Here is a 21,815-nt window from a genome sequence, read left to right on the forward strand (position 1 = left end):
CAAAAAATTCTAGGAGGTAATTACACAATGGCTAAAGAAATTAAATTCAGTGAAGAAGCTCGCCGTTCTATGCTTCGTGGTGTAGATGCTCTGGCAAACGCGGTAAAAGTTACACTTGGACCAAAAGGCCGCAACGTGGTGCTTGAGAAGAAATTTGGTAGCCCACTCATCACTAACGATGGTGTAACGATCGCTAAAGAAATCGAACTTGAAGATGCATTCGAGAACATGGGTGCTCAACTGGTTAAAGAAGTTGCTACTAAGACTAATGATGTAGCCGGTGACGGTACTACAACTGCAACGGTTCTGGCTCAAGCTATGATCCGCGAAGGTCTGAAGAACGTAACTGCTGGTGCTAACCCAATGGTTATCCGTAAAGGTATCGACAAAGCGGTTCGTGCAGCTGTTGAAGAATTGCAAAAAATCGCTAAGCCTATCGAAGATTCCCAAGCTATCGCTCAAGTAGCTGCTATCTCTGCTGCTGACGATGAAGTAGGTCAATTGATCGCTGAAGCTATGGAAAAAGTAGGTAAAGACGGTGTTATCACTGTTGAAGAATCCCGTGGATTCGCTACTGAGCTTGAAGTAGTAGAAGGTATGCAATTCGACCGTGGTTACATTTCCCCATACATGATTACTGATACAGATAAAATGGAAGCTGTTTTGGAGAATCCATACATCTTGATCACTGATAAAAAAATCAGCAGCACTCAAGAAATTCTTCCATTGCTTGAAAAAATCGTTCAACAAGCTAGACCGCTTGTTATTATCGCTGAAGATATCGAAGGCGAAGCACAAGCTATGCTGATCGTGAACAAACTGCGTGGAACATTCAACGCTGTTGCTGTTAAAGCTCCTGGCTTTGGCGACCGTCGTGAAGCTATGCTGCAAGATATCGCTGCCCTGACTGGTGGCCAAGTGATCACTGAGAAGCTCGGTCTTGATCTGAAGAGCACTTCCATTGAACAACTGGGTAACGCACGTCAAGTACGCGTAACTAAAGAAAACACAACAATCGTAGACGGAAGCGGCGACAAAGCGGACATCAATGCACGCGTAAGCCAAATCCGTGCTCAACTGGAAGAAACAACTTCCGAGTTCGACAAAGAGAAATTGCAAGAGCGTCTGGCTAAATTGGCTGGCGGCGTAGCCGTTGTCAAAGTTGGCGCTGCAACTGAAACTGAACTTAAAGAGCGCAAACTTCGCATCGAAGATGCCCTGAACGCAACTCGCGCAGCGGTTGAAGAAGGTATCGTATCCGGTGGGGGTACAGCTCTTGTGAACGTATATAACGCTGTTGCTGCTGTAGACGTAACTGGCGACGAGAAAACAGGCGTTAACATCGTGCTTCGCGCGTTGGAAGAGCCAATTCGCACCATCGCAGCTAACGCTGGTCAAGAAGGTTCCGTAATCGTGGACCGCTTGAAAAAAGAAGCAGTAGGTATCGGCTACAACGCTGCTACTGGTGAATGGGTGAACATGTTCGAAGCGGGTATCGTTGACCCTGCTAAAGTAACTCGTTCCGCGCTTCAAAATGCTGCATCCGTAGCTGCTATGTTCTTGACTACTGAAGCAGTTATCGCTGACAAGCCTGAGCCTGAAAAAGGCGGCGGCATGCCAGATATGGGCGGCATGGGTGGAATGGGCGGCATGATGTAAGGAAATCATTATCGAAGCAATTCGATGATGAGTTTCCTTGAGAGGAAACACCATTTGACCACATAGTACAAAAATGAGAGACCTTTCATAAGTTCATTGAACTTTTGAGAGGTCTCTCATTTTTTTTGTGGGTATAATTTAATCTAATTCTTGCTCTAAAACAGTTTTTACTAAACGACGTACTTCATCAGTTGATCTTGTATCCATTAATTGATTTCTTAGTTCGCCTGCGCCTCTAAATCCACGAACATAGATTTTGAAAAAGCGAAGAAGTGGTTTAAATAAACGTGGCTCGAGTTCATTTGAATATTTATCGTGAAGATCCAACTGTAAAAGAAGTAAATTGAGAAAATCCTTCGCGCTGTGTTCTTTAGGTTCTTTTTCAAAGGCAAATGGATTGGTGAAAATGCCGCGGCCAATCATGACTCCATCAACGCCGTATTGTTCTACTAATTTTAATCCTGTTGCGCGGTCAGGAATATCTCCATTAATAGTTAACAACGTATTTGGAGCAATTTCATCGCGTAATTTTTTTATTTCAGGGATTAGTTCCCAGTGTGCCTCTACTTTACTCATCTCTTTTTTTGTACGAAGGTGAATGGAAAGGTTCGCAATATCTTGTTTCAATATATGTCCTAGCCAGTCGCGCCACTCGTCAATATCAGAGTATCCTAATCTTGTTTTAACACTAACCGGCAATCCACCTGCTTTTGCTGCTTGAATAATTTCTGCTGCAACTTCAGGATGTTTTATTAATCCAGCACCTTTTCCATTCGATGCGACGTTTTGTGCTGGGCACCCCATGTTTAAATCGATACCACGAAAACCAAGTTTTTTCATATCAATGCTCATCTGTTCAAAAAATACGGGTTTATCACCCCAAATATGAGCGACAATCGGTTGCTCATCTTCTGTGAACGTTAATCGACCACGTACACTGTCTTTTCCTACAGGGTGACAATAGCTTTCTGTATTTGTGAATTCTGTGAAAAATACGTCGGGTTTTGCAGCTTCACTAACGACGTGCCGAAATACAACATCTGTGACATCTTCCATGGGCGCTAATATAAAAAACGGCTTCGGTAAATCAAGCCAAAAGTTTTGTTCGTTACTCATATTATCTCCTCTTGTTGTAATATATAAAAACGATATAAGGATAGCAAAGTCCTATACCCATCATACATAGTATCATTTTTTTTCGTTTGATGCACAGAATCAATGATATGAGAATGTTCATCCACGGCTATTTGTTTATAATCTGTTTATTGATACTTGTTATAATCCTGTAGATGAAAAGTTTGTAATATAAAGTCGAATCGTGTTAACGAATCGATTATAGACAAACGACATAACGCATCCAAAGAACAGGGGGATAAGCAAGTGAACAAAAAGCAATGGATAAGCTCTATATTGGCTGCTGCTGTATTATCAAGCCCTATTCTTATGCCGACCAAAGGATCGGCAGCGGCTTCCTTTATTGATATTGATGGCTCATATGCAAAGAAAGCGATTGTTGAGCTATTCGATCAGGGGATAGTGACCGGTGTCGGAGAGAGTAAGTTCTATCCTACGTCGAATATTACAAGGCAGGATTTTGCAATTATTTTAGCAAAGACATTAAAGCTGGATGTTTCAAACCCTCCTGCACTGCCAACCTTTCTGGACGTTCCCACAAGCAACTATGCATACAGCTATGTAGAGGCAGCTGTCAAAGCCGGATTGATTAAGGGTACAGGCAGTAATCTTTTCGGTACGGGGCAAAATTTATCACGTCAGGATATGGTCGTCATGTTCGTGAGAGCATTGGGGGTCAATCCTACGGGTAAAGCTGGAACTTTGCAATTTGCTGATAGTAGCCAAATTGCTGATTATTCTAGGGATTTTATAGCTGCCGCTGTGGAATATGGATTGATTACCGGATATAATAATTTTTTTAATCCTGATGCCAAAGTAGATCGTCAGGCCGTAGCTCTAGTAGCTTCTAAGTTTCTGAAGTTTAAGGAGAACGGAAACACTGAGCAGCCCGCCTCCACCCCAACTGCTCAACCGAGTAAAGAGCCGGTAACAGTGCCTACTCCTGTTGTTGGAGGATCTTCCTCTTCGCAAAGTGAGCATAGCAGCAATTCAGATACAAATGCACCTATGGTTGAAAGTACCAAGTTCGAGGCGGTCGACAACTACAACGGGACACAAGATCAGCTTCGCGGGTTAGCGGGAGCCATCGGGGAGCAAGGAGCAGCGGTACAAGCCTACCTGTGGACGGATGCGAATGAGAACGGTGAAGTAGATGCCGACGAATTAGGAACAGCCATCGCTTTAGGCACTAGCGAAGCAGACGGATCTGTGAATGCGGCCAATATTGGGGATCTGAACGCAGGAACGTATCGTTTCGTGATTACCGCTAAGGATTCATCCAATAATGAATCAGCGAAGAACGCTGCCCATGCGGTTACGGTGACCTTAAGCAAGAACGAAGTTCCGGATACGAGTGCACCAGTAGTGGACGCAACTAAGTTCGAAGCGATCGACAACTACAACGGGACACAAGATCAGCTTGGCGGGTTAGCGGGAGCCATCGGCGAGCAAGGAGCAGCAGTACAAGCCTACCTGTGGACGGATGCGAATGAGAACGGTGAAGTAGATGCCGATGAGTTAGGAACAGCCATCGCATTAGGCACCAGTGAAGCAGACGGATCTGTGAGTGCGGCCGATATTGGGGATCTGAACGCAGGAACGTATCGTTTCGTGATTACCGCTAAGGATTCATCCAATAATGAATCAGCGAAGAACGCTGCCCATGCGGTTACGGTGACCTTAAGCAAAAACGAAGTTCCGGATACGACTGCACCGGTAGTGGACGCAGCCAAGTTCGAGGCGATCGACAACTACAACGGGACACAAGATCAGCTTCGCGGGTTAGCGGGAGCCATTGGCGAGCAAGGAGCAGCGGTACAAGCCTACCTGTGGACGGATGCGAATGAGAACGGTGAAGTAGATGCCGACGAATTAGGAACAGCCCTCGCATTAGGCACTAGTGCAGCAGATGGATCTGTGAGTGCGGCCAATATTGGGGATCTGAACGCAGGAACGTATCGTTTCGTGATTACCGCTAAGGATTCATCCAATAATGAATCAGCGAAGAACGCTGCCCATGCGGTTACGGTGACCTTAAGCAAAAACGAAGTTCCGGATACGAGTGCACCAGTAGTGGACGCAACTAAGTTCGAAGCGATCGACAACTACAACGGGACACAAGATCAGCTTCGCGGGTTAGCGGGAGCCATCGGCGAGCAAGGAGCAGCGGTACAAGCCTACCTGTGGACGGATGCGAATGAGAACGGTGAAGTAGATGCCGACGAATTAGGAACAGCCCTCGCATTAGGCACTAGTGCAGCAGATGGATCTGTGAGTGCGGCCAATATTGGGGATCTGAACGCAGGAACGTATCGTTTCGTGATTACCGCTAAGGATTCATCCAATAATGAATCGGCGAAGAATGCTGCCCATGCGGTTACGATTGAGCTTGTTAATGGTGTTCTGACCACACCTACGGTTACTAGCTCTATATATGGCTTTGACGGAGGCGGCGGTTCAAAAACAAAACAACTGATAACGGGTTCTACACAATCGCGCATTCGCTTCGACTTTTTCTCCGGAGAAAGCTTTACGAATGCTGAAATTCAGGTAACGCTGGAAGGCATTACCTTTACCACAAACGACTATTATACCATTAGTGGATGGACACATCCGACGAGTGATCAAATTAGCAATAATGGGCATACGTTAACTTTCACAGGAAGTAACATAGGTGTTTCGGATATCGCTTTTGAACTTCATAATAAAGTGATGCCGGCACCCGGGACCTATCTCATTAAGTTCAAAGCAGATGCGGATGGACCTGGAACAGCCAGATCTTATTCCGAGGAACAAGTCATTACCTTAATTATTTTGCCACCGGCTTAAACTAGAAGCTTCTCATGAGTTCTTTGAACTTGTGGGAAGCTTCTTTTTTATGAAAAATAGGATTGCTCAATATAGTCTAAATGAGTATTATGAGTAAGGTATGTTCATATAAAAATAGAGATAAACAGGATGGAGAGCACCATGAAAACAACACGTCAGAACGCATTGATTTTCTCGTTCACTTTTATGGCTTTTATTCTGGGTACGACGGAGTATATTATTGTTGGTTTACTCTCTGAAATATCCTCAAGCCTCGGAGTTACGCTTGCGACAGCCGGGGGATTGGTATCTGGCTTCGCGATTTCTTATGCCATTGGCACACCAATTATGATGTCCTTGTGCAGCCGTGTTCCAAAACGGATTACGATTCTTGTATCACTTGTATTGATTTTACTGCTAAATTTGTGGAGTGCTGTAACTGGAACTTACAGTATGCTGCTGGTGACTAGAATAGTTACTGCCATACTATGTGGCTTTGTTCTTTCTGTAGCCATTACGGTAGCGAATGAAGCGGTTGATCAGGAGAAGAGAGGCAAAGCGATTGCTACAATTTTGAGTGGTTTTGCTATTGCGAATGTTTTTGGTGTGCCGATCGGTACTTTCGTCGGGCAGTTTTTTAATTGGCCAGCAGCGTTTGTTCTGAATGGGATATTAGCTGGAGTTGCCATAGTCCTAAATTATATCTATATTCCACGCCAATTACCGAAACCTGTGCCTAGCTCACTCAAGGATCAGATCGGACTGCTCACAAACGGCCGCATTATTCTTGCATTTCTCATTCCGGTTACGGCAGTGGGAGCCGTATTTGTGATGTACACTTACATTACACCTATACTGGAGCAAGTCATGAACGTTCCTAAAAGCTCAGTTAGCGGTGTGCTGTTTGTATACGGAATTGCCACGATTGTCAGCAACTGGATTGGTGGCAAGGTTGCGACCGGGAATGCGGTTAGTAAGCTGAGATTCGTGTTCCTTATCCAAGCTGTGGTCTATGTTATCTTTAGTATGACCGCATCTGTTTCCATTCTAGGAATGATTGTGCTAATGGCTCTAGCCATGATGTCGAGTATTGTGAGCGCCCCTGCGCAGCTCTATTTGATTGACTTAGCTAAGCAGTTCTCACCAAAAACGAAGGATCTTGCTGCCTCATTGAATCCAGTAGCCTCAAACCTGGGAATTGCAGGCGGGTCCGCGATCGGTGGAGTGGTTGCCGGGCATGGAGGATTAATCTCTCTTCCTGTAGCTGCTGCCATCCTGGCGATATTGGCCTGTGTGATTACGTTGATATGTTATAAGATGGATCATCAAAGCCAAGCAGCGGTCATCACTCAGCATCATAACTTAACCTAATGAGATGATATAAAATATCCCGGCTTCATACGAGTTCATTGAACTTGTGTGGAGCCTTTTTTATATGGAAAGCTTCAAAGCGTTGACTTCCTACAGATTCAGTGCTAAACTTATCTTAAGTTAAAGATATTTAAAGTGAAGATAAAAAAACTCGATGTTATCCACCAAAGAGCTTGTACAGTAGAAAAAGATCTTTTTTTTTAAGTGATATCTTAATATTAAGATAATTAAACTAAACCTTTTTGTTCTTGGGAATTATATTACGAGTCAAAATCAACTAAACATTAGGAGTGTATAACAATGAGAAACTTAAAAGGCATTCACCACGTTACAGCCATCACAAGCAGTGCAGAGAAAAATTACGAGTTTTTTACTTACGTGTTAGGTATGCGTCTAGTGAAGAAAACAGTTAATCAAGATGATATTCAGACGTATCATTTGTTTTTTGCAGATGATAAGGGCAGCGCCGGAACAGATATGACCTTCTTTGATTTTCCTAACATCCCTAAAGGGGTTCATGGAACTAACGAGATTGCGAAAACATCCTTCCGGGTACCAACAGATGCAGCATTAGACTACTGGGTTAAGCGTTTTGATCGGCTTGCAGTGAAGCATACCAGCATTAAAGAGCAATTCGGCAAAAAGACATTATCCTTCGTAGATTTCGATGATCAACAGTATCAACTTATTTCAGATGAATTGAATAAAGGTGTCGTATCAGGTACACCGTGGCAAAAAGGACCTATCCCTTTGGAGTATGCAATAACTGGCTTGGGACCGATCTTTGTACGAATTGCTGATTTCAACTACTTCAAAGAAGTATTGGAGAAAGTGATGTTGTTTAAAGAAATTGCTCAGGAAGAGACGTATCATTTATTTGAAGTTGGCGAAGGCGGAAACGGTGCACAAATTATTGTAGAGCATAATGAGTTCTTACCGAATTCACGCCAAGGTTTTGGGACTGTTCACCATGCTGCTTTCCGTGTAGAGGATCGTGCGATGCTGGACGAGTGGACAGAGCGTTTTGAAGGCTTTGGATTCCAAACTTCAGGATATGTAGATCGTCACTTCTTCGAGTCGTTGTATACACGTGTTGCACCACAAATATTGTTTGAGCTTGCCACTGACGGGCCAGGATTTATGGGAGATGAGGAATATGAGACCGTTGGCGAGAAGCTTTCTTTGCCACCTTTCTTGGAACCTAAACGTGAGCAAATTGAGAAGTTAGTCCGTCCTATTGATACCGTTAGAAGTACGATCGACTTTGTGAAAGAGTGAAGAAGGGGCTGAGGAAATTGATTTCAATGGATCCAAAGCACAACAGTGAACGGGAAAATTATAAATTATTAATTGGCACTATTATTCCTAGGCCAATAGCCTTTGTCACAACACAATCAGAAGAGGGTCTCTTAAATGGTGCACCTTTTAGCTATTTTAATATCGTTTCGTCTAATCCTCCAATGGTTTCATTGGCTATTCAAAGACCGGCAGGTCGTTTAAAAGATACAGCCCGTAATATTTACGATAATCAACAGTTTGTTGTGCATATTGTAGATGAGGAGAATGTTGCGAAGATCAATCAGACTGCAGCCACATTACCTGCTTCTGAAAGTGAAATTGAATTGGCGAATCTTACACCGATTCAAAGTACAAGTGTAGCTGTGCCTGGCGTTTTGGAAGCGAAGGTGCGGATGGAGTGCAAGCTTGTTCAAGCAATTCCTCTAGGGGGCGAAGAACCTGGGAGTGACTTGTTTATTGGCGAAATTGTTCAATTCCATATCGATGAATCGATCTATCAGGAAGGGCATATTGACCCGAGAGTTCTAAACGCTGTGAGCCGTTTGGCGGGAAATAATTACGCAACCCTTGGAGAGATTTTTACAATAGATAGGCCGGAATAAGCAACTATAGAATAGACCTGCTAGTAAGCAATGAAGCCTACTTAGCAGGTCTTTTTGTGTACCGAAGCTACAGCTCGTCCGCAACCCCCAACAAAGCAATCCCTAGAATCACAACGATAATAACGGCATATTGTGCCTTGCTTAGTTTTTCTTTGAGGAAGATTCGCGATAATATTACGGAAAAAATGCTGTATGAAGCAATAAGTGGTGCCGCGATAATCGCGTTGCTGGACATAGCAAATACGTAGAAGAATTGTCCGGTCGTTTCCAGAATGGCTGCGAAGCCCTTATCCCGTTCTTTAAATAGGTTGAACTTTACCTTTTTAAAAAATTTCAGGTATGTAAAAGACAAGATAGCACATATAAAGAAGGTGTATTCATACGCGAGCAGAGCTGCTTTTTCGCTAATCAGGCTGAGTTCATCCAAATAAATAGCATCGGCAAAGGTGCCAAGTCCATCGATTAGGCAGTATAGGATTGGAAAAATGATGGCGATCACGCCAATCTGATATTTTTTATCAATCTGTGTGGTGCTCTTTTGAAGCGCTTGGTGTTCTGCTTTCTTTTCCAAGATGGCGATCCCGATAATGCCCAAGGTGATAACGGCAACACCAACGATTTCAAGCGCCCCTAGCTCATGGGTGAAAAAGATAAATAATAATATCGTCGTTACAGCGCCAGATGAATTTTGTACGGGGGAGGCAATGGATAACTCAATATATCTGAGTCCAATATAACCAACTGCCATCGACAGGATATAGAGTGCAGACACAGGGAAATATCGGATTAAGTCCATAGGATCAAAGGTTAATCCTTGAATGAGCATATAAGCTGTTGCGTGAATACCCATGACTATCCCCACGATAATGACAATCTTAATATGGCTATACCGATCCTGACTATCGGTCCCCTTTTTATAAAATAAGTCAGCCCCTCCCCAAGCGAAGGCTGTTAATAATGCAAACATAAACCACATAATCATTGCTCCTTGCTGTAGATTAAAATCCCCGCCGATTATACCAGATTAGATTCTACACAGGGTGCTCATTTCATCACACATAAAAAATACACCCTCTAGAATCGACCGGACAAACCAAAGGTTTATCAAATGTCTATTCTAAAGGGTGTACTTCATAACATAACAGAGGGGTAAGGCGCTATCTTAACGTAGAGTTTTCAATGCGCCACTCCAAGCCAAGACTTGATCCAGCATCCCATTAAGATTGGTAAGATGCAGATCCGCTGGTTTAAACACAGTTCCGTTCTCGAAATCAGTGAACAGTGACAATGCAGGGTGTACACGAACGTCTGCTACAGATAGTTCTCCCAAGATTCCGCGTAGATGTTCAGCTGCACGAGCGCCCCCTACGGAACCATAACTTACGATACCTGCTGCTTTATTATTCCAAGCTTCACGGGCATAATCGAGCGCATTTTTCAGTGATGCAGAAATACTGTGGTTATATTCTTGTACGATAAATACGAAACCGTCTAGTGTAGCAAGTTTAGTGTTCCATGCTGTTGCTTGTTCAGTTGCATCAGCCTCACCCAATAGTGGAAGCTTGAAATCTGCAATATCTATGATCTCATAATTAGCATCCCCGCGTGCATCCGCAATCTTTTTAACCCATTCTCCTACTTGCGGGCTTAAACGACCTTGACGAGTACTTCCGAGAATAATACCGATGTTTAATTTTGACATTGTTTGTTCCTCCTCAATTTTTGTTCTACCAAATAGTTTGTCTAGAAATCCCATGAAGTACACAACCTTTAAAAATTATTTATCTCAAGAGTAGTAAACTCTGGTTGTCTTTAAGTTAAGTATCTTTAAGATGAGATAATAATACCGCACATAGTGTTCTTTGTCAAGCAACTTTATAATAGTTAGTTTATAGCTTTGCTTCACCTTTACAAAATTAGTTGTTAGGAATATAATTGTTTAAGCAACTATTAAAACAGTGTTAATTGAGAAGGGATACGATCATGACGACAAAGCATAACCAATCCGAGCTTACGTTAGGATTTATGATGGGCACGACTTATCGTAAATTAAGCATGTTATTTCAAAGTGGGCTGAAAGAACATGATATAACACCGGAGCAATGGTCAGTCCTTTTTCATATTGACAGAACGGAAGGTTTGATTCAGAAGGACATTGCTAAGCGCTCTGGTAAGGATAAGCCAACTACAACGCGAATTCTGGATCATTTGGAAGGAAAGGGACTGATCTATAAAAGAACCGGTGAGAACGATCGGCGTTCTTTTAAAGTCTATATTACGGAAAAAGGAAGGTCTCTGGTGAAGGAAACCGTTCCTATTGAAGATAAGGTGACAGAAGAGATTATGAACTGTATTTCTAGTAAGGAATATGAGTTGCTCATGGAATTGCTGCTAAGAATAAACAATCATGTAGATCAAATAACAGATGGAGAGTAGGAAGGCAAGTTATGTTAGAACAACAAGAACTACGTACGAAATTATGGACCAAATCTTTTATTGCTTTAACGATTAGTGCTTTATTTTTATTTATGAATTTACAGATGCTGTTATCTTCATTTCCGTCTTACGTAAAAAGCGAATTTCAGGCCGGAGATATCATGGTCAGCCTCGTTACCAGCGTCTTTGCATTAACTGCGATCGCTTCACGTTTTATGACCGCTTTTCTGATGCGAAAGGTTAGCCGCAATGTATTATTATATATTGGTTTAGCAATTGCCGCCGCTATAACTGGCCTTTATGTTGTAGCAGATTCCATTGGCTCGCTGCTGCTGATGCGTGTGGGCTATGGGATTGGATTCGGGATTGCCAGCACGATTATTCCAACGATTGTTTCGCAGATTATTCCGAGCAAAAGAATGGGTGAAGGGATAGGTTATTTCGGTTTATCCACCAGCCTGGCGATGTCGATCGGTCCAATGATTGGCTTGAATGTGATGAAACAATCAGGTTTTGGAACACTGGCTATGATCGGTATGGTAACTTTACTTCTTGCTTTTCCAGTACTTTTATTTTCTCGTTCACTTCCAGCGCAACCGAAAAAAAAGCCTACCCCAACTCAAAGCGAATCCACCAAACCTCTCAAGGTTCCGTTTAATACAAAGTTAGTATTGCCCGCCATTCTAAATGTCATGTTGGCAATTACCTACGGGGGATTGCTAAGCTTTATCGCTTTATTCGGCGAATCAGTTCATCTGGAGCAAGTGGGTTTGTTCTTTTTATTTAATGCGGTTACAATCATCATTATAAGACCTATCTCCGGCAGATTATTTGACAAAAGAGGACCAGCTTCTGTCCTAATTCCGGCGGCGGTTTGCGTCGTTGCAAGCTTAACTGTGCTTTCTTATACGACCTCTATGCCAATGCTCATCGTTTCTGCACTGCTATATGGACTTGGTTTCGGTGCTATTCAGCCAACGATCCAGGCTTGGATGCTTCGCACCTCAACACCTACACAATATGGTATGGCCAACAGTATGTTTTATAATTCAACGGATTTGGGTGTAGCCAGCGGAGCCATTATTCTGGGGGCAATCTCGGCAGCAACTGATTATGGGATAATGTATCGTTATTCGGCTGGGTTTATGGTGTTGTTCCTTATCGTGTATGTGGGAATTCAGATTAACAAGGCTAGAGTGAATCCTTCAACCTTAAGTCAATAGGGTTCGGAGATTAAGCCAATCTTTATCTGCTATTCATATTATTTTAAGCTAAGAGGGTTATAGTAATCACATAACCCCCTTATAATATAGACTTTGACCCTGCCGGACGTTGGCAGGGTCCTTTTTTTGTGTATGAAGAGAAGAAGTAAATTATGTCGATGCACTTTTCTGGTGGTATGGATTATGCTTAGAAGAATAGGAATCGAAGGGGGAGAGATTTGCGGATGAATATGACATGGAACTTAGATAGTTTATACCCTTCCTTTGAATCGGAGCAGTTAAAAAGGGATCGCAAGCTACTGGGCCAGCATATACAAGATTTAAAGCGGTGGGCTGAGCACCATTTGAAAGTAAAAGACGTTACAACCATGCCTGTGGAGGGCTTTTTAAGAATTTATAATGATTATAAAAGCATATATGTATGCTTGTTAGCTTATGCAGAGTTAACACTCAGCGCAGATCGTAGCTCCGAGGAAGGCATGAATCTTGCTGATGATATTGAGGAGGCCAATTCAGAAATCATCGGGGTAGTTGTGGCTTTTAAGCGCTGGTTTAGCACTTGTGATCATATGGATGAGCTTATCGTTAGCTCACCTTATCTAATGGAGCATCAATTTTATTTGCGAGAACTCCTGTTACAATCCCGCTATGAGTTAAGCGAAGAACTTGAAATGGCCATAGCCAAAATGCAGAGTACCGGATCCAAAGCATGGAGCAGACTGTATATGGAGAGGACTTCAAGTGCACTTGCAGATTTAGTGGTAGATGGGGAAACTAGACAAGTGACACTTGCGGAGCTAAGAAGTATGGCTTATGAGAATAATGCCAGCTTAAGAAAAGCTGCTTATGAAGCGGAGGCAGAAGCCTGTAGTCTTATTGCTGAGGTCTGCGCAGCCAGCTTAAATGGCATTAGTGGTGAGGCGGTGACGATTTATGGCATGCGGGGTTATCAATCTTCTCTGGAAAAAGTGTTAATCGCTTCGAGAATGGACAGTGAGACTTTAGCCGCTATGCTCACTGCTCTTCGGGAGAGCCTGCCAGCCTTTCATACCTATTATAAAAAGAAAGCCGAGCTGCTGGGACATCCGGCAAAGCTGCCTTTTTACGATATTTTTGCACCAGTCGGTGTAGAAAACGGGAAAATTACATACGCTAACGCCAAAGATACAATCATCTCGAGCTTCGCAACCTTTAGTGAGGAACTGTCTTGTTTTGCTCAGAAGGCTTTTGATCAGCAATGGATTGATGCAGAACCTAGATCAGGCAAAGGGGGGTATGGACTTTGCATTGATATTTTTCCGATTGGCGAGAGCAGAATTATGACCCAGTTCACCGGAAATGCCATAGATATTAGTATCCTTGCCCATGAGCTCGGCCATGCCTATCATAGCTCCTGTCTGGCTAATGAAACGATGCTGAATACGGATTACCCGATTCCGATTGCTGAAACGGCTTCGATTTTTTGTGAGACGATAGTGAACCATGCCATAATTACAAATTCAACGGAGAAGGAAGCTCTGCTTATTCTGGAGAGAAGTATTTCTGATGCCGGTTATTATCTTGTAGACTTTTATGCCCGTTATTTATTTGAGATCAAATTATATGAGAGAAGAGCATTAGGCCCGCTGTCTGTTCAAGAGCTAAATGAATTGATGATTGCCTGTATGGTGGAAGCCTATGGTGAGGGCATTGACCCGGGTACAATCCATCCGTACATGTGGATGAACAAAGCTGGATATTTTATGGCTAGTAATGAATTTTTGAATTTTCCGTATTCCTTTGGTTTGTTATTCTCTAAAGGGCTGTACGCGGAATATTTAAAGAGGGACGAAGAGTTCGCCCCTAAGTATCGCCAGTTCCTTAGGGATACCAGCAAACATAATATTGTTGATGTAGCAAAAACAATGGATCTAGATGTTCACTCCATCGACTTCTGGAGAAGTGCATTGAAGCTAATAGAGAGCGACATTGGGGTGTTCATCGCTAAAGCCTAAACAACTCTCCAATTATGGTCACAGGTAGCTTCAATTTGGCCATGCTTTTCAATGTAGTCCGTGACAATTTCAGATATGTCGATCATAATTTCTTGAACAATCGGTTTACCCTTATACATCTCATAATCTCCGCCACCGCTGGCTCTATAATTGTTCATAACAACCTCATATTCTTTAGAGTCCTCTATAGGCTGTCCTTGGTACAGCAGATGGAGGACTCTTTCGCCTGCAGGTCTAGCGGTATCAAGCTCGTATTGTATTCCTTCCCACATATCATAATTGTAATGCTGCGGTTTAGGCTCGATGTAGGCGGGGTTAACGATTATTATTCCGTTTTCGTCTTGTTGGAAATAGTTAGCGGTTTGTTCTAAGGCCTCTCTAATATCTTGTCCTGTCAGTCTTAGGACGGTTAAGGTGTTGGGATAAATGAAGTTCGATAAAATGTCTCTGCGTGTGATGGTTTCGCTGAAACCCTTGCAATCGTTACTGAGTAAGGCTGCTGTAGAAATATCTACGCCAGTAGCCTCCATTTGTACCTTATTCATAAATTCTATAAAAGGGTGGTCAGCTAAGCGGCATTCATCAGCACTGGAAATAGACAGGTCCCCGATAACCGTTCCTATTCTCTCATCCAGCCAAGTTTGTGTTTCTGATTCAAGAGTACTGTTCAGCTCTAGGATTACATCATCTGCAGCTGTTGTCTCATTAGCGTTAAGGAGCTCGGCATGTTTACGCTGAATCTTCCAGTGTGTATTTTCTTTTTGGAAAATAACCGAAATTTTACCGAGGGAAAGTCCATTACAACCAGGTTGTATGATTGTAACACCGTTCAACTCCCCAGCTATGGAGCGGTGCTGATGTCCGGTAATTAGCACATCTATGCCCTCTACCTCTGTACACATGGCGTAGGCTTGATTCTCCCCCGTTAGTCTTTCTACAGGTTCTCCACTGCTTAGATCGCGTTCGAATCCGCCGTGGTAAGCTACAACGAGCAGATCAGGCTGCTCTTCTGCCCGTATAATGGCACACCAATGCTTTACAGTCTCTAGCGAATCCTCAAATTGAAGCCCTTCAATATGGCTAGGGTTCTCCCAGTGGGGGATGTAATGCGTCGTAACCCCTAGAACGGCTACTTTGATTTTATCTACCCATTTGATGATATAGGGTTTACCAAAGGCGGGTTGATTTGTCGTGTTATCTATAATTCCAGCTGATAACCAAGGAAAGCGGGAATCCTGAACAGCTTTATTCAGCAGAGTTTTGCCAAAATTGAATTCATGGTTGCCAATAATTGCAGCGTCATATTTCAATTCATTTAGTGCAGCTATGCCCGGATTCAGCTCATTACTATAATGTGTAGCTGCATAATAAGTTAACGGTGTGCCTTGAATAAGATCACCGTTATCTATAAGGATCAGCTCAGGAGTATGGGATCTTTCTTGTTTAATGAGGGTAGCAATTGTTGCTAAGCCTGCTGGTCGTTTCTCCCCCGTGCGGTAATCGACGGGCCCAAAATGTCCATGTAGATCACTTGTTACGAGGATTTCACAGGTTATTGAATTCTCTTTATTCATAGGTAGCCCCTCCTGATAATAAGTTCAGACCTCATTCTAGCAGATAATTTGGTAACTTTAAGAGATTGGAATAAATTTTACATATATTTGATGCTTGGTTGCTATTGATTTAATAAAACACATCTATAGTTTAGAAGTACTCAAAAATAAAAATAGAAAACAGTGGAGGTCTTTCGTTTGAGAAAAATCAGTAAATTCGTATTGCCGCTAATGATGTCTATTACATTGCTTAGTGGTTGTGGCGCTAACAACACTACAAATAATGCAAACCAAGGATCGACGGACGGGGCAAATGCACCGAAGGAAACGGCAGCTCCTGTAGCAGAGGGTTATGTTCCAGAGAAGCTTACTGTACAATTTGTTCCTTCTCAAAATGCAGATACGCTCGAAGCTAAAGCGAAACCTCTTGAAAAATTACTGGGTGACAAGCTCGGTATTCCTGTAGAAGTAAGTGTCTCTACTGATTACAACACCGTTATCGAAGCTATGTCCTCTAAAAAAGTGGATGTAGGTTTCCTTCCTCCAACTGCTTACGTGTTAGCTAAAGAAAAAGGAGCAGCTGAGGTTATTCTTCAGGCTCAACGTTTTGGTGTAAATGATGAAACCGGTGGTCCAACAGATGAATTAGCGGATTTCTATAAATCTATGATTATCGTCAAGAAGGATTCTGCGATCAAATCGGTTGCCGATTTGAAAGGTAAAAAAATTGCCTATCAAAACGTTACATCCTCAGCAGGTTTTGTATGGCCGGCTGCAACACTAATGGATGCAGGACTTGATCCGTTGAAGGATGTACAAGCCATTACGGTTAAAGGTCATGATCAAGGCGTGCTTGCTGTGCTGAATGGTGACGTAGATGCAGCAGCTATTTTCCAAGATGCCCGGAACACGGTCGTTAAGGATTATCCAAAAGTATTTGAAGATACTCAAGTTCTCGCCTTTACTGATAAAATTCCTAACGATACGATTTCGGTCCGTTCAGATATGAATAAAGAATGGATAGAAAAAATCCAGCAGGCATTCATTGATATCGCAGCTGACACAGAAGGCCATGAGATTATCAAAGACATTTACTCTCATGAAGGTTATGTGAAATCACAAGACAGCAACTTTGACATTGTTCGCGAATACAACAGTAAAGTAAAAACAGAGTAGAACAGGCCGTTCAAGGATACAACGATGTTGGTGTATAACAGGCATTAAGGATAGCCAGCTCCGGATTCCCCCCCGGATCTGGCTATCTCTTTTATACGAATATACGAAAACACATAAAGGGATGATTTCATGATAGAGCTTCGTAATGTATCCAAAACGTATCTAAACGGAACCAAAGGATTAAACAACATTAACCTGACCATTCCAGCCGGAGAATTTGTAGCTATTGTTGGTCTTTCGGGAGCAGGGAAGTCGACCTTGCTGCGTTCCATTAACCGGCTTCATGATATTTCCGAAGGTAATATTCTTATTAACGGGCAGTCCATCACGAATGCAAAAGGAAGCCGGCTACGAATGATCCGTAGGAATATCGGAATGATCTTTCAAAGCTTCAACTTAGTGAAACGTACGACGGTGCTTCGTAATGTTTTGGCAGGACGGGTGGGCTATCATTCCACACTGCGGACGATACTTGGCAGATTCCCACAAAAGGATATCGATTTAGCCTTCGAATCCCTTGATCGGGTAAATATCGCCGAGAAGGCCTATACACGTGCAGATCAGCTATCTGGAGGTCAGCAGCAACGTGTAGCTATTGCCCGTGTTCTTGCGCAGGAGGCACAGATTATCCTCGCAGATGAACCTGTAGCTTCACTAGATCCGCTCACAACCAAGCAGGTTATGGATGATCTAAAGAAGATTAATATGGAACTCGGGATTACAACCATTGTGAATTTGCATTTTATTGATCTGGCTAGAGAATACGCTACCCGGATTATTGGGCTCCGGGCAGGAGAGGTTGTCTTCGATGGTCCTGTATCAGAGGCAACCGATGAGAGGTTTGCTGAGATTTACGGCAGACCGATTCATCAGGATGAGTTGTTAGGTGAGCCTGTACTCGGAGGCGTGTGAGATGAGTGTGAATGCAGAGAAGCTACATCCCAAACCGCCAAGGAAGATAAAACATTATTTCACAGCCATTATATTAGTAGTATTACTGTGGAGAAGTGCTGTCTTAACCGATTCATCCTTCGGGGAGCTGATCTCCGGTCTGCCGAATATGCTTGATTTGCTTAAGGAAATGTTTCCCCCGAACTGGGGGTATTTTGACAACATTATAGATGCGATGCTGGAGACGATCCGGATGGCGCTGGTTGGCACAACGTTTGGTGCCATTCTTGCAGTTCCGGTTGCGCTGTTGTGTGCAAGCAATATTACGCAAAGCCGTTGGCTTCATTATCCGGTCCGTATGCTGCTGAACCTGATCCGCACGATTCCCGATCTGCTGTTGGCTTCTATCTTTGTGGCCATTTTCGGCCTCGGTGCGCTTCCTGGGATATTTGCTTTGACGATATTTTCGTTGGGGCTGATCGCCAAGCTTACCTATGAAACGATGGAGACGATTGATCAAGGACCTTTGGAAGCAATGACTTCAGTGGGGGCTAATAAGATTCAACGCATTATGTTCGGAGTCATTCCACAGGTACAGGCTCATTTTATGTCTTATGTCCTATATGCCTTCGAGATTAATGTTCGTGCTGCGGCGGTTTTAGGTCTGGTAGGAGCGGGTGGGATCGGCCACTATTATGAAGTCACCCTAGGCTTTTTGGAATACGATAAGACTTGCACCATCATCTTGTTCACATTAGCAGTAGTACTGATTATTGATTATGTAAGCACTAAGCTGCGGGAGAAATTAATATGAGTAAATCATGGAATACCCTTGTCCCTAAACCCCGTAAAAATCGTTTTCGTTGGCTGATTTATGTAGCCCTAGCCGCGTTATATATTTGGGCTTTTTCGGGAGTGCCGTTTAATGGATTCAAAGAAACCGCCGGGATCATTACTAAAGCAATTTTTGCCGGGATATTCTCACCTGACTGGGCCTTCGTTTATTTACCAGATGGGGAGGATCTCCTTCGGGGATTGCTTGAGACGTTAGCTATTTCAATCCTAGGCACTTTTATCTCGACCTTTTTATGTATTCCTTTTGCATTTTGGGCTGCAGTTAACATGAGCAAGGGAAAGATAATTTCAGGTTCCGGCAAGCTGATGTTGAGCTTTATACGAACCTTCCCTGAGATTATTATGGCTTTGCTGTTTATCAAAGCTGTTGGACCGGGTTCTTTTGCAGGTGTGCTGGCTCTGGGACTACATTCGGTGGGCATGCTCGGCAAATTGTTCGCGGATGAGATTGAGAATATCGACAACGGTCCACTCGAAGCTTTAATTTCTTCTGGTGCCAGCCGCATGCAGGTATTGTGGTTTGCGGTGTTGCCGCAGGTGCTGCCGGGATTCTTATCCTATACCTTATATAGATTCGAAATTAACGTTCGTTCGGCTACAATTCTAGGTGTGATTGGAGCAGGCGGGATCGGCACACCGTTAATCTTTGCGCTCAGTTCACGGAATTGGGACCGCGTGGGGATTATACTGCTAGGTATCATTGCGATGATCACAATTATTGATTTGATTTCCGGCAAGATCCGGAAGAAGCTGGTGTAACCGAGTTGCATAATGATATGTGAGACAAAGACCTCCTTAGGGTATGAACCGAACCTAGGGGAGGTCTTTTATGATATGATCCATACTATATTGGACCATTCGAAAATGTATGAAAAAGTAATAATTATTTTTTCTGAAACATATGTTGGTCTATCCGACTTGTACCAAAGGAGTTGAAGGTTTGGAATCTGCGCTTATTGGCAGCTTTGTATCGGCAATGGCTACCGTTCTTGGAGCATTTCCGATCCTGTTCGTGAAGAGGTTATCCGAGAAGTGGAAAGATATCCTCGTAGCCTTCACTGCGGGGATTATGGTGTCCGCCTCCACGTTTGGACTCATGCCGCAATCGATCAAAGAATCGGGGATTATCGCTTTAACCTTGGGCTTGATTACCGGAGTGCTGCTGCTTGATTTAATTGAAAATAACATCCCGCATATCGATGTGGAGAATAAGCCCGGTTATACCAATATGGATTCAAAAGCGCTGCTTGTTATGATTGCGCTGTTCATCCACAACATACCAGAAGGCCTCAGTACAGGTTTCAGTTATGCCAGCGAACAGGCCAGTTTAGGTCCTACCGTGGCGATTGCCATTGGCGCACAGAATATGCCGGAAGGTTTGATTCTTGCGGTCTTTCTGATGAATTCGCGAACTAGCAAGCTAAAAGCCTTAGGAATCGTTACACTTACCGGCTTGATGGAGATGGTATCTGCGGTGATCGGGTATTTTACTGCCAGTTACCTGCATAATGTTGTGGGTTATGGTCTAGCTTTTGCAGCCGGGGCTATGCTCTTTATCGTCTACAAGGAGCTGATTCCGGAGAGTCATGGCCATGGTTATGAGCGGCCTTCGACGTATTCTTTTATTTTTGGATTATTGATCATGGTGTACATCACGCAGATATTTGGGTGAGCAAATAGAACTCTAATCTATAAAAAAGAAGACCAATGAAATGCCAGAGCAGCTTTAAGCTGCCTGACCTCATTGGTCTTTGTCTTGTTATAACTAAGCTTTATCCCCGCAGAATTGCCTCAATTTGCTCTAGTTCTTCAGCGCTAAGCTCTGGGGCATTTAAGGAAGCGACGGCATCTTCAATCTGGCTTACCTTACTTGCGCCGATCAATGCAGAAGTTACTTTGTCTCCACGGAGTACCCAAGATAACGCTAGCTGAGACATTTTTTGTCCACGTGCAGCAGCAATCTCGTTCAGTTTGCGAACCTTGCCGATCGCCTCTTCAGTAATGGCATTCTCAGACAGGAATACACTTGGGCCAGCGGCACGGGAATCAGGAGCGATTCCGTTTAGATAGCGATCGGTTAGTATGCCACCTTGTAGCGGGGAGAACACAATGGAGCCGATGCCTTCTTCAGACAATACATCCTGCAAGCCATCTTCAATCCAGCGGGACATCATGGAATAGTTTGGCTGATGAATCAGGCATGGCGTGCCAAGTCGACGCAGAATTTGTGCCGCTTCGCGTGTTTGTTCAGGTCCGTAATTCGAAATCCCGACATACAGCGCTTTACCTTGGCGTACCACGAGGTCCAGCGCAGCCATTGTTTCTTCCAGTGGTGTATTTGGATCTGGGCGGTGGTGATAAAAAATATCAACATAATCCAGTCCCATACGTTTTAAGCTTTGATCTAGGCTGGAGACGAGATATTTTTTGGAGCCCCATTCACCATAAGGACCAGCCCACATATAATAACCAGCTTTAGTAGAGATAACCATCTCATCACGATAAGGGGTCAGATCCTTTTTAAGAATTTGGCCAAAACTTTCTTCGGCGGAGCCTGCGGGTGGACCGTAATTATTGGCAAGGTCAAAATGAGTGATTCCAAGATCAAAAGCTCTTCTTACCATGGCGCGGCCATTCTCAAATAAGTCGTTGCCGCCAAAGTTATGCCATAGACCAAGCGAGATCGCTGGCAGGAGTAGACCGCTCTTTCCGGTGCGATTATATTTCATATTGTCATATCTGGTAGCGCTTGCGTTATACATGATTTATTCCTCCTATAAACACTTATTACTTAGTACGTTACGTCCTTATTGT

18 protein-coding genes are annotated in these 21,815 nt (G+C 43.4%); 13 read left to right on the top strand and 5 right to left on the bottom strand.

Annotated elements, in window-relative coordinates; translation table 11 throughout:
• The first annotated feature begins 27 nt into the window (after positions 1 to 27).
• On the top strand, positions 28 to 1,659 hold the full coding sequence (gene groL / locus NSQ91_RS05075; RefSeq protein WP_036676504.1) for a chaperonin GroEL: 1,632 nt from the start codon (positions 28 to 30) through the stop codon (positions 1,657 to 1,659).
• A gap of 138 nt (positions 1,660 to 1,797) precedes the next feature.
• Here groL and NSQ91_RS05080 read toward each other — a convergent pair whose 3' ends face one another.
• Entirely contained in the window at positions 1,798 to 2,775 is a 978-nt protein-coding gene (locus NSQ91_RS05080; RefSeq protein ID WP_076129221.1) for a tRNA dihydrouridine synthase, read from the bottom strand.
• A 264-nt stretch (positions 2,776 to 3,039) separates the two neighbouring features.
• Here NSQ91_RS05080 and NSQ91_RS05085 point away from each other — a divergent pair, with 264 nt between their 5' ends.
• The 4 genes from NSQ91_RS05085 to NSQ91_RS05100 all read left to right on the top strand — a co-directional run bounded on the left by NSQ91_RS05085 (position 3,040) and on the right by NSQ91_RS05100 (position 8,873).
• Entirely contained in the window at positions 3,040 to 5,622 is a 2,583-nt protein-coding gene (locus tag NSQ91_RS05085) for an S-layer homology domain-containing protein (RefSeq protein WP_340916697.1), read from the top strand.
• A gap of 141 nt (positions 5,623 to 5,763) precedes the next feature.
• Complete coding sequence (locus NSQ91_RS05090) at positions 5,764 to 6,972, top strand: MFS transporter (protein WP_036676501.1); 1,209 nt, start codon at positions 5,764 to 5,766, stop codon at positions 6,970 to 6,972.
• 300 nt (positions 6,973 to 7,272) lie between these two features.
• Complete coding sequence (locus NSQ91_RS05095; RefSeq protein ID WP_340916700.1) at positions 7,273 to 8,250, top strand: ring-cleaving dioxygenase; 978 nt, start codon at positions 7,273 to 7,275, stop codon at positions 8,248 to 8,250.
• Between the two features lie 17 nt (positions 8,251 to 8,267).
• Positions 8,268 to 8,873, top strand: a complete 606-nt coding sequence (locus NSQ91_RS05100) for a flavin reductase family protein (RefSeq protein ID WP_076187301.1) — start codon at positions 8,268 to 8,270, stop codon at positions 8,871 to 8,873.
• Between the two features lie 67 nt (positions 8,874 to 8,940).
• Here NSQ91_RS05100 and NSQ91_RS05105 read toward each other — a convergent pair whose 3' ends face one another.
• Both NSQ91_RS05105 and NSQ91_RS05110 read right to left on the bottom strand, forming a co-directional pair.
• Positions 8,941 to 9,849 carry a DMT family transporter gene (locus NSQ91_RS05105; RefSeq protein ID WP_076305589.1) on the bottom strand — a complete coding sequence of 303 codons (909 nt, stop codon included), beginning with the start codon at positions 9,847 to 9,849 and terminating at the stop codon, positions 8,941 to 8,943.
• Between the two features lie 186 nt (positions 9,850 to 10,035).
• Entirely contained in the window at positions 10,036 to 10,575 is a 540-nt protein-coding gene (locus tag NSQ91_RS05110; RefSeq protein WP_036676495.1) for an NADPH-dependent FMN reductase, read from the bottom strand.
• Between the two features lie 281 nt (positions 10,576 to 10,856).
• Between NSQ91_RS05110 and NSQ91_RS05115 the strand changes: the two genes are divergently transcribed.
• The 3 genes from NSQ91_RS05115 (at position 10,857) to NSQ91_RS05125 (ending at position 14,526) form a co-directional block, all read left to right on the top strand.
• Positions 10,857 to 11,309, top strand: a complete 453-nt coding sequence (locus NSQ91_RS05115; protein WP_036676493.1) for a MarR family winged helix-turn-helix transcriptional regulator — start codon at positions 10,857 to 10,859, stop codon at positions 11,307 to 11,309.
• A gap of 11 nt (positions 11,310 to 11,320) precedes the next feature.
• Positions 11,321 to 12,532, top strand: coding sequence for an MFS transporter (locus tag NSQ91_RS05120; RefSeq protein ID WP_076303442.1), 1,212 nt, complete (start codon positions 11,321 to 11,323; stop codon positions 12,530 to 12,532).
• Positions 12,533 to 12,756: 224 nt separating this feature from the next.
• Positions 12,757 to 14,526, top strand: coding sequence for a M3 family oligoendopeptidase (locus tag NSQ91_RS05125; protein WP_340916708.1), 1,770 nt, complete (start codon positions 12,757 to 12,759; stop codon positions 14,524 to 14,526).
• Here NSQ91_RS05125 and NSQ91_RS05130 read toward each other — a convergent pair.
• Complete coding sequence (locus tag NSQ91_RS05130) at positions 14,523 to 16,100, bottom strand: bifunctional metallophosphatase/5'-nucleotidase (protein ID WP_076303440.1); 1,578 nt, start codon at positions 16,098 to 16,100, stop codon at positions 14,523 to 14,525. The two genes, NSQ91_RS05125 and NSQ91_RS05130, sit on opposite strands and share 4 nt — an antisense overlap.
• Positions 16,101 to 16,277: 177 nt before the next feature.
• On the opposite strand from NSQ91_RS05130, the gene NSQ91_RS05135 reads away from it, so the two are divergent.
• From NSQ91_RS05135 to NSQ91_RS05155, 5 genes are all read left to right on the top strand, one after another.
• The gene (locus tag NSQ91_RS05135; RefSeq protein ID WP_280752534.1) at positions 16,278 to 17,255 is read left to right on the top strand and encodes a phosphate/phosphite/phosphonate ABC transporter substrate-binding protein; all 978 of its coding nucleotides are present in this window, start codon (positions 16,278 to 16,280) and stop codon (positions 17,253 to 17,255) included.
• 129 nt (positions 17,256 to 17,384) lie between these two features.
• The gene (gene phnC / locus NSQ91_RS05140; protein ID WP_038568965.1) at positions 17,385 to 18,167 is read left to right on the top strand and encodes a phosphonate ABC transporter ATP-binding protein; all 783 of its coding nucleotides are present in this window, start codon (positions 17,385 to 17,387) and stop codon (positions 18,165 to 18,167) included.
• A 1-nt stretch (position 18,168) separates the two neighbouring features.
• Entirely contained in the window at positions 18,169 to 18,960 is a 792-nt protein-coding gene (gene phnE, locus NSQ91_RS05145) for a phosphonate ABC transporter, permease protein PhnE (protein ID WP_036676482.1), read from the top strand.
• Positions 18,957 to 19,760, top strand: coding sequence for a phosphonate ABC transporter, permease protein PhnE (gene phnE, locus NSQ91_RS05150; RefSeq protein WP_248547903.1), 804 nt, complete (start codon positions 18,957 to 18,959; stop codon positions 19,758 to 19,760). Before phnE (NSQ91_RS05145) ends, phnE (NSQ91_RS05150) begins: the two co-directional genes overlap by 4 nt.
• A 181-nt stretch (positions 19,761 to 19,941) precedes the next feature.
• The gene (locus NSQ91_RS05155; RefSeq protein ID WP_036676473.1) at positions 19,942 to 20,673 is read left to right on the top strand and encodes a ZIP family metal transporter; all 732 of its coding nucleotides are present in this window, start codon (positions 19,942 to 19,944) and stop codon (positions 20,671 to 20,673) included.
• A gap of 100 nt (positions 20,674 to 20,773) precedes the next feature.
• Here NSQ91_RS05155 and NSQ91_RS05160 read toward each other — a convergent pair whose 3' ends face one another.
• On the bottom strand, positions 20,774 to 21,763 hold the full coding sequence (locus NSQ91_RS05160; protein ID WP_282579691.1) for an aldo/keto reductase: 990 nt from the start codon (positions 21,761 to 21,763) through the stop codon (positions 20,774 to 20,776).
• Positions 21,764 to 21,815 lie beyond the last annotated feature (52 nt).

Source organism: Paenibacillus sp. FSL R7-0048, assembly GCF_038004505.1.
Taxonomy (GTDB): domain Bacteria; phylum Bacillota; class Bacilli; order Paenibacillales; family Paenibacillaceae; genus Paenibacillus_AQ; species Paenibacillus_AQ odorifer.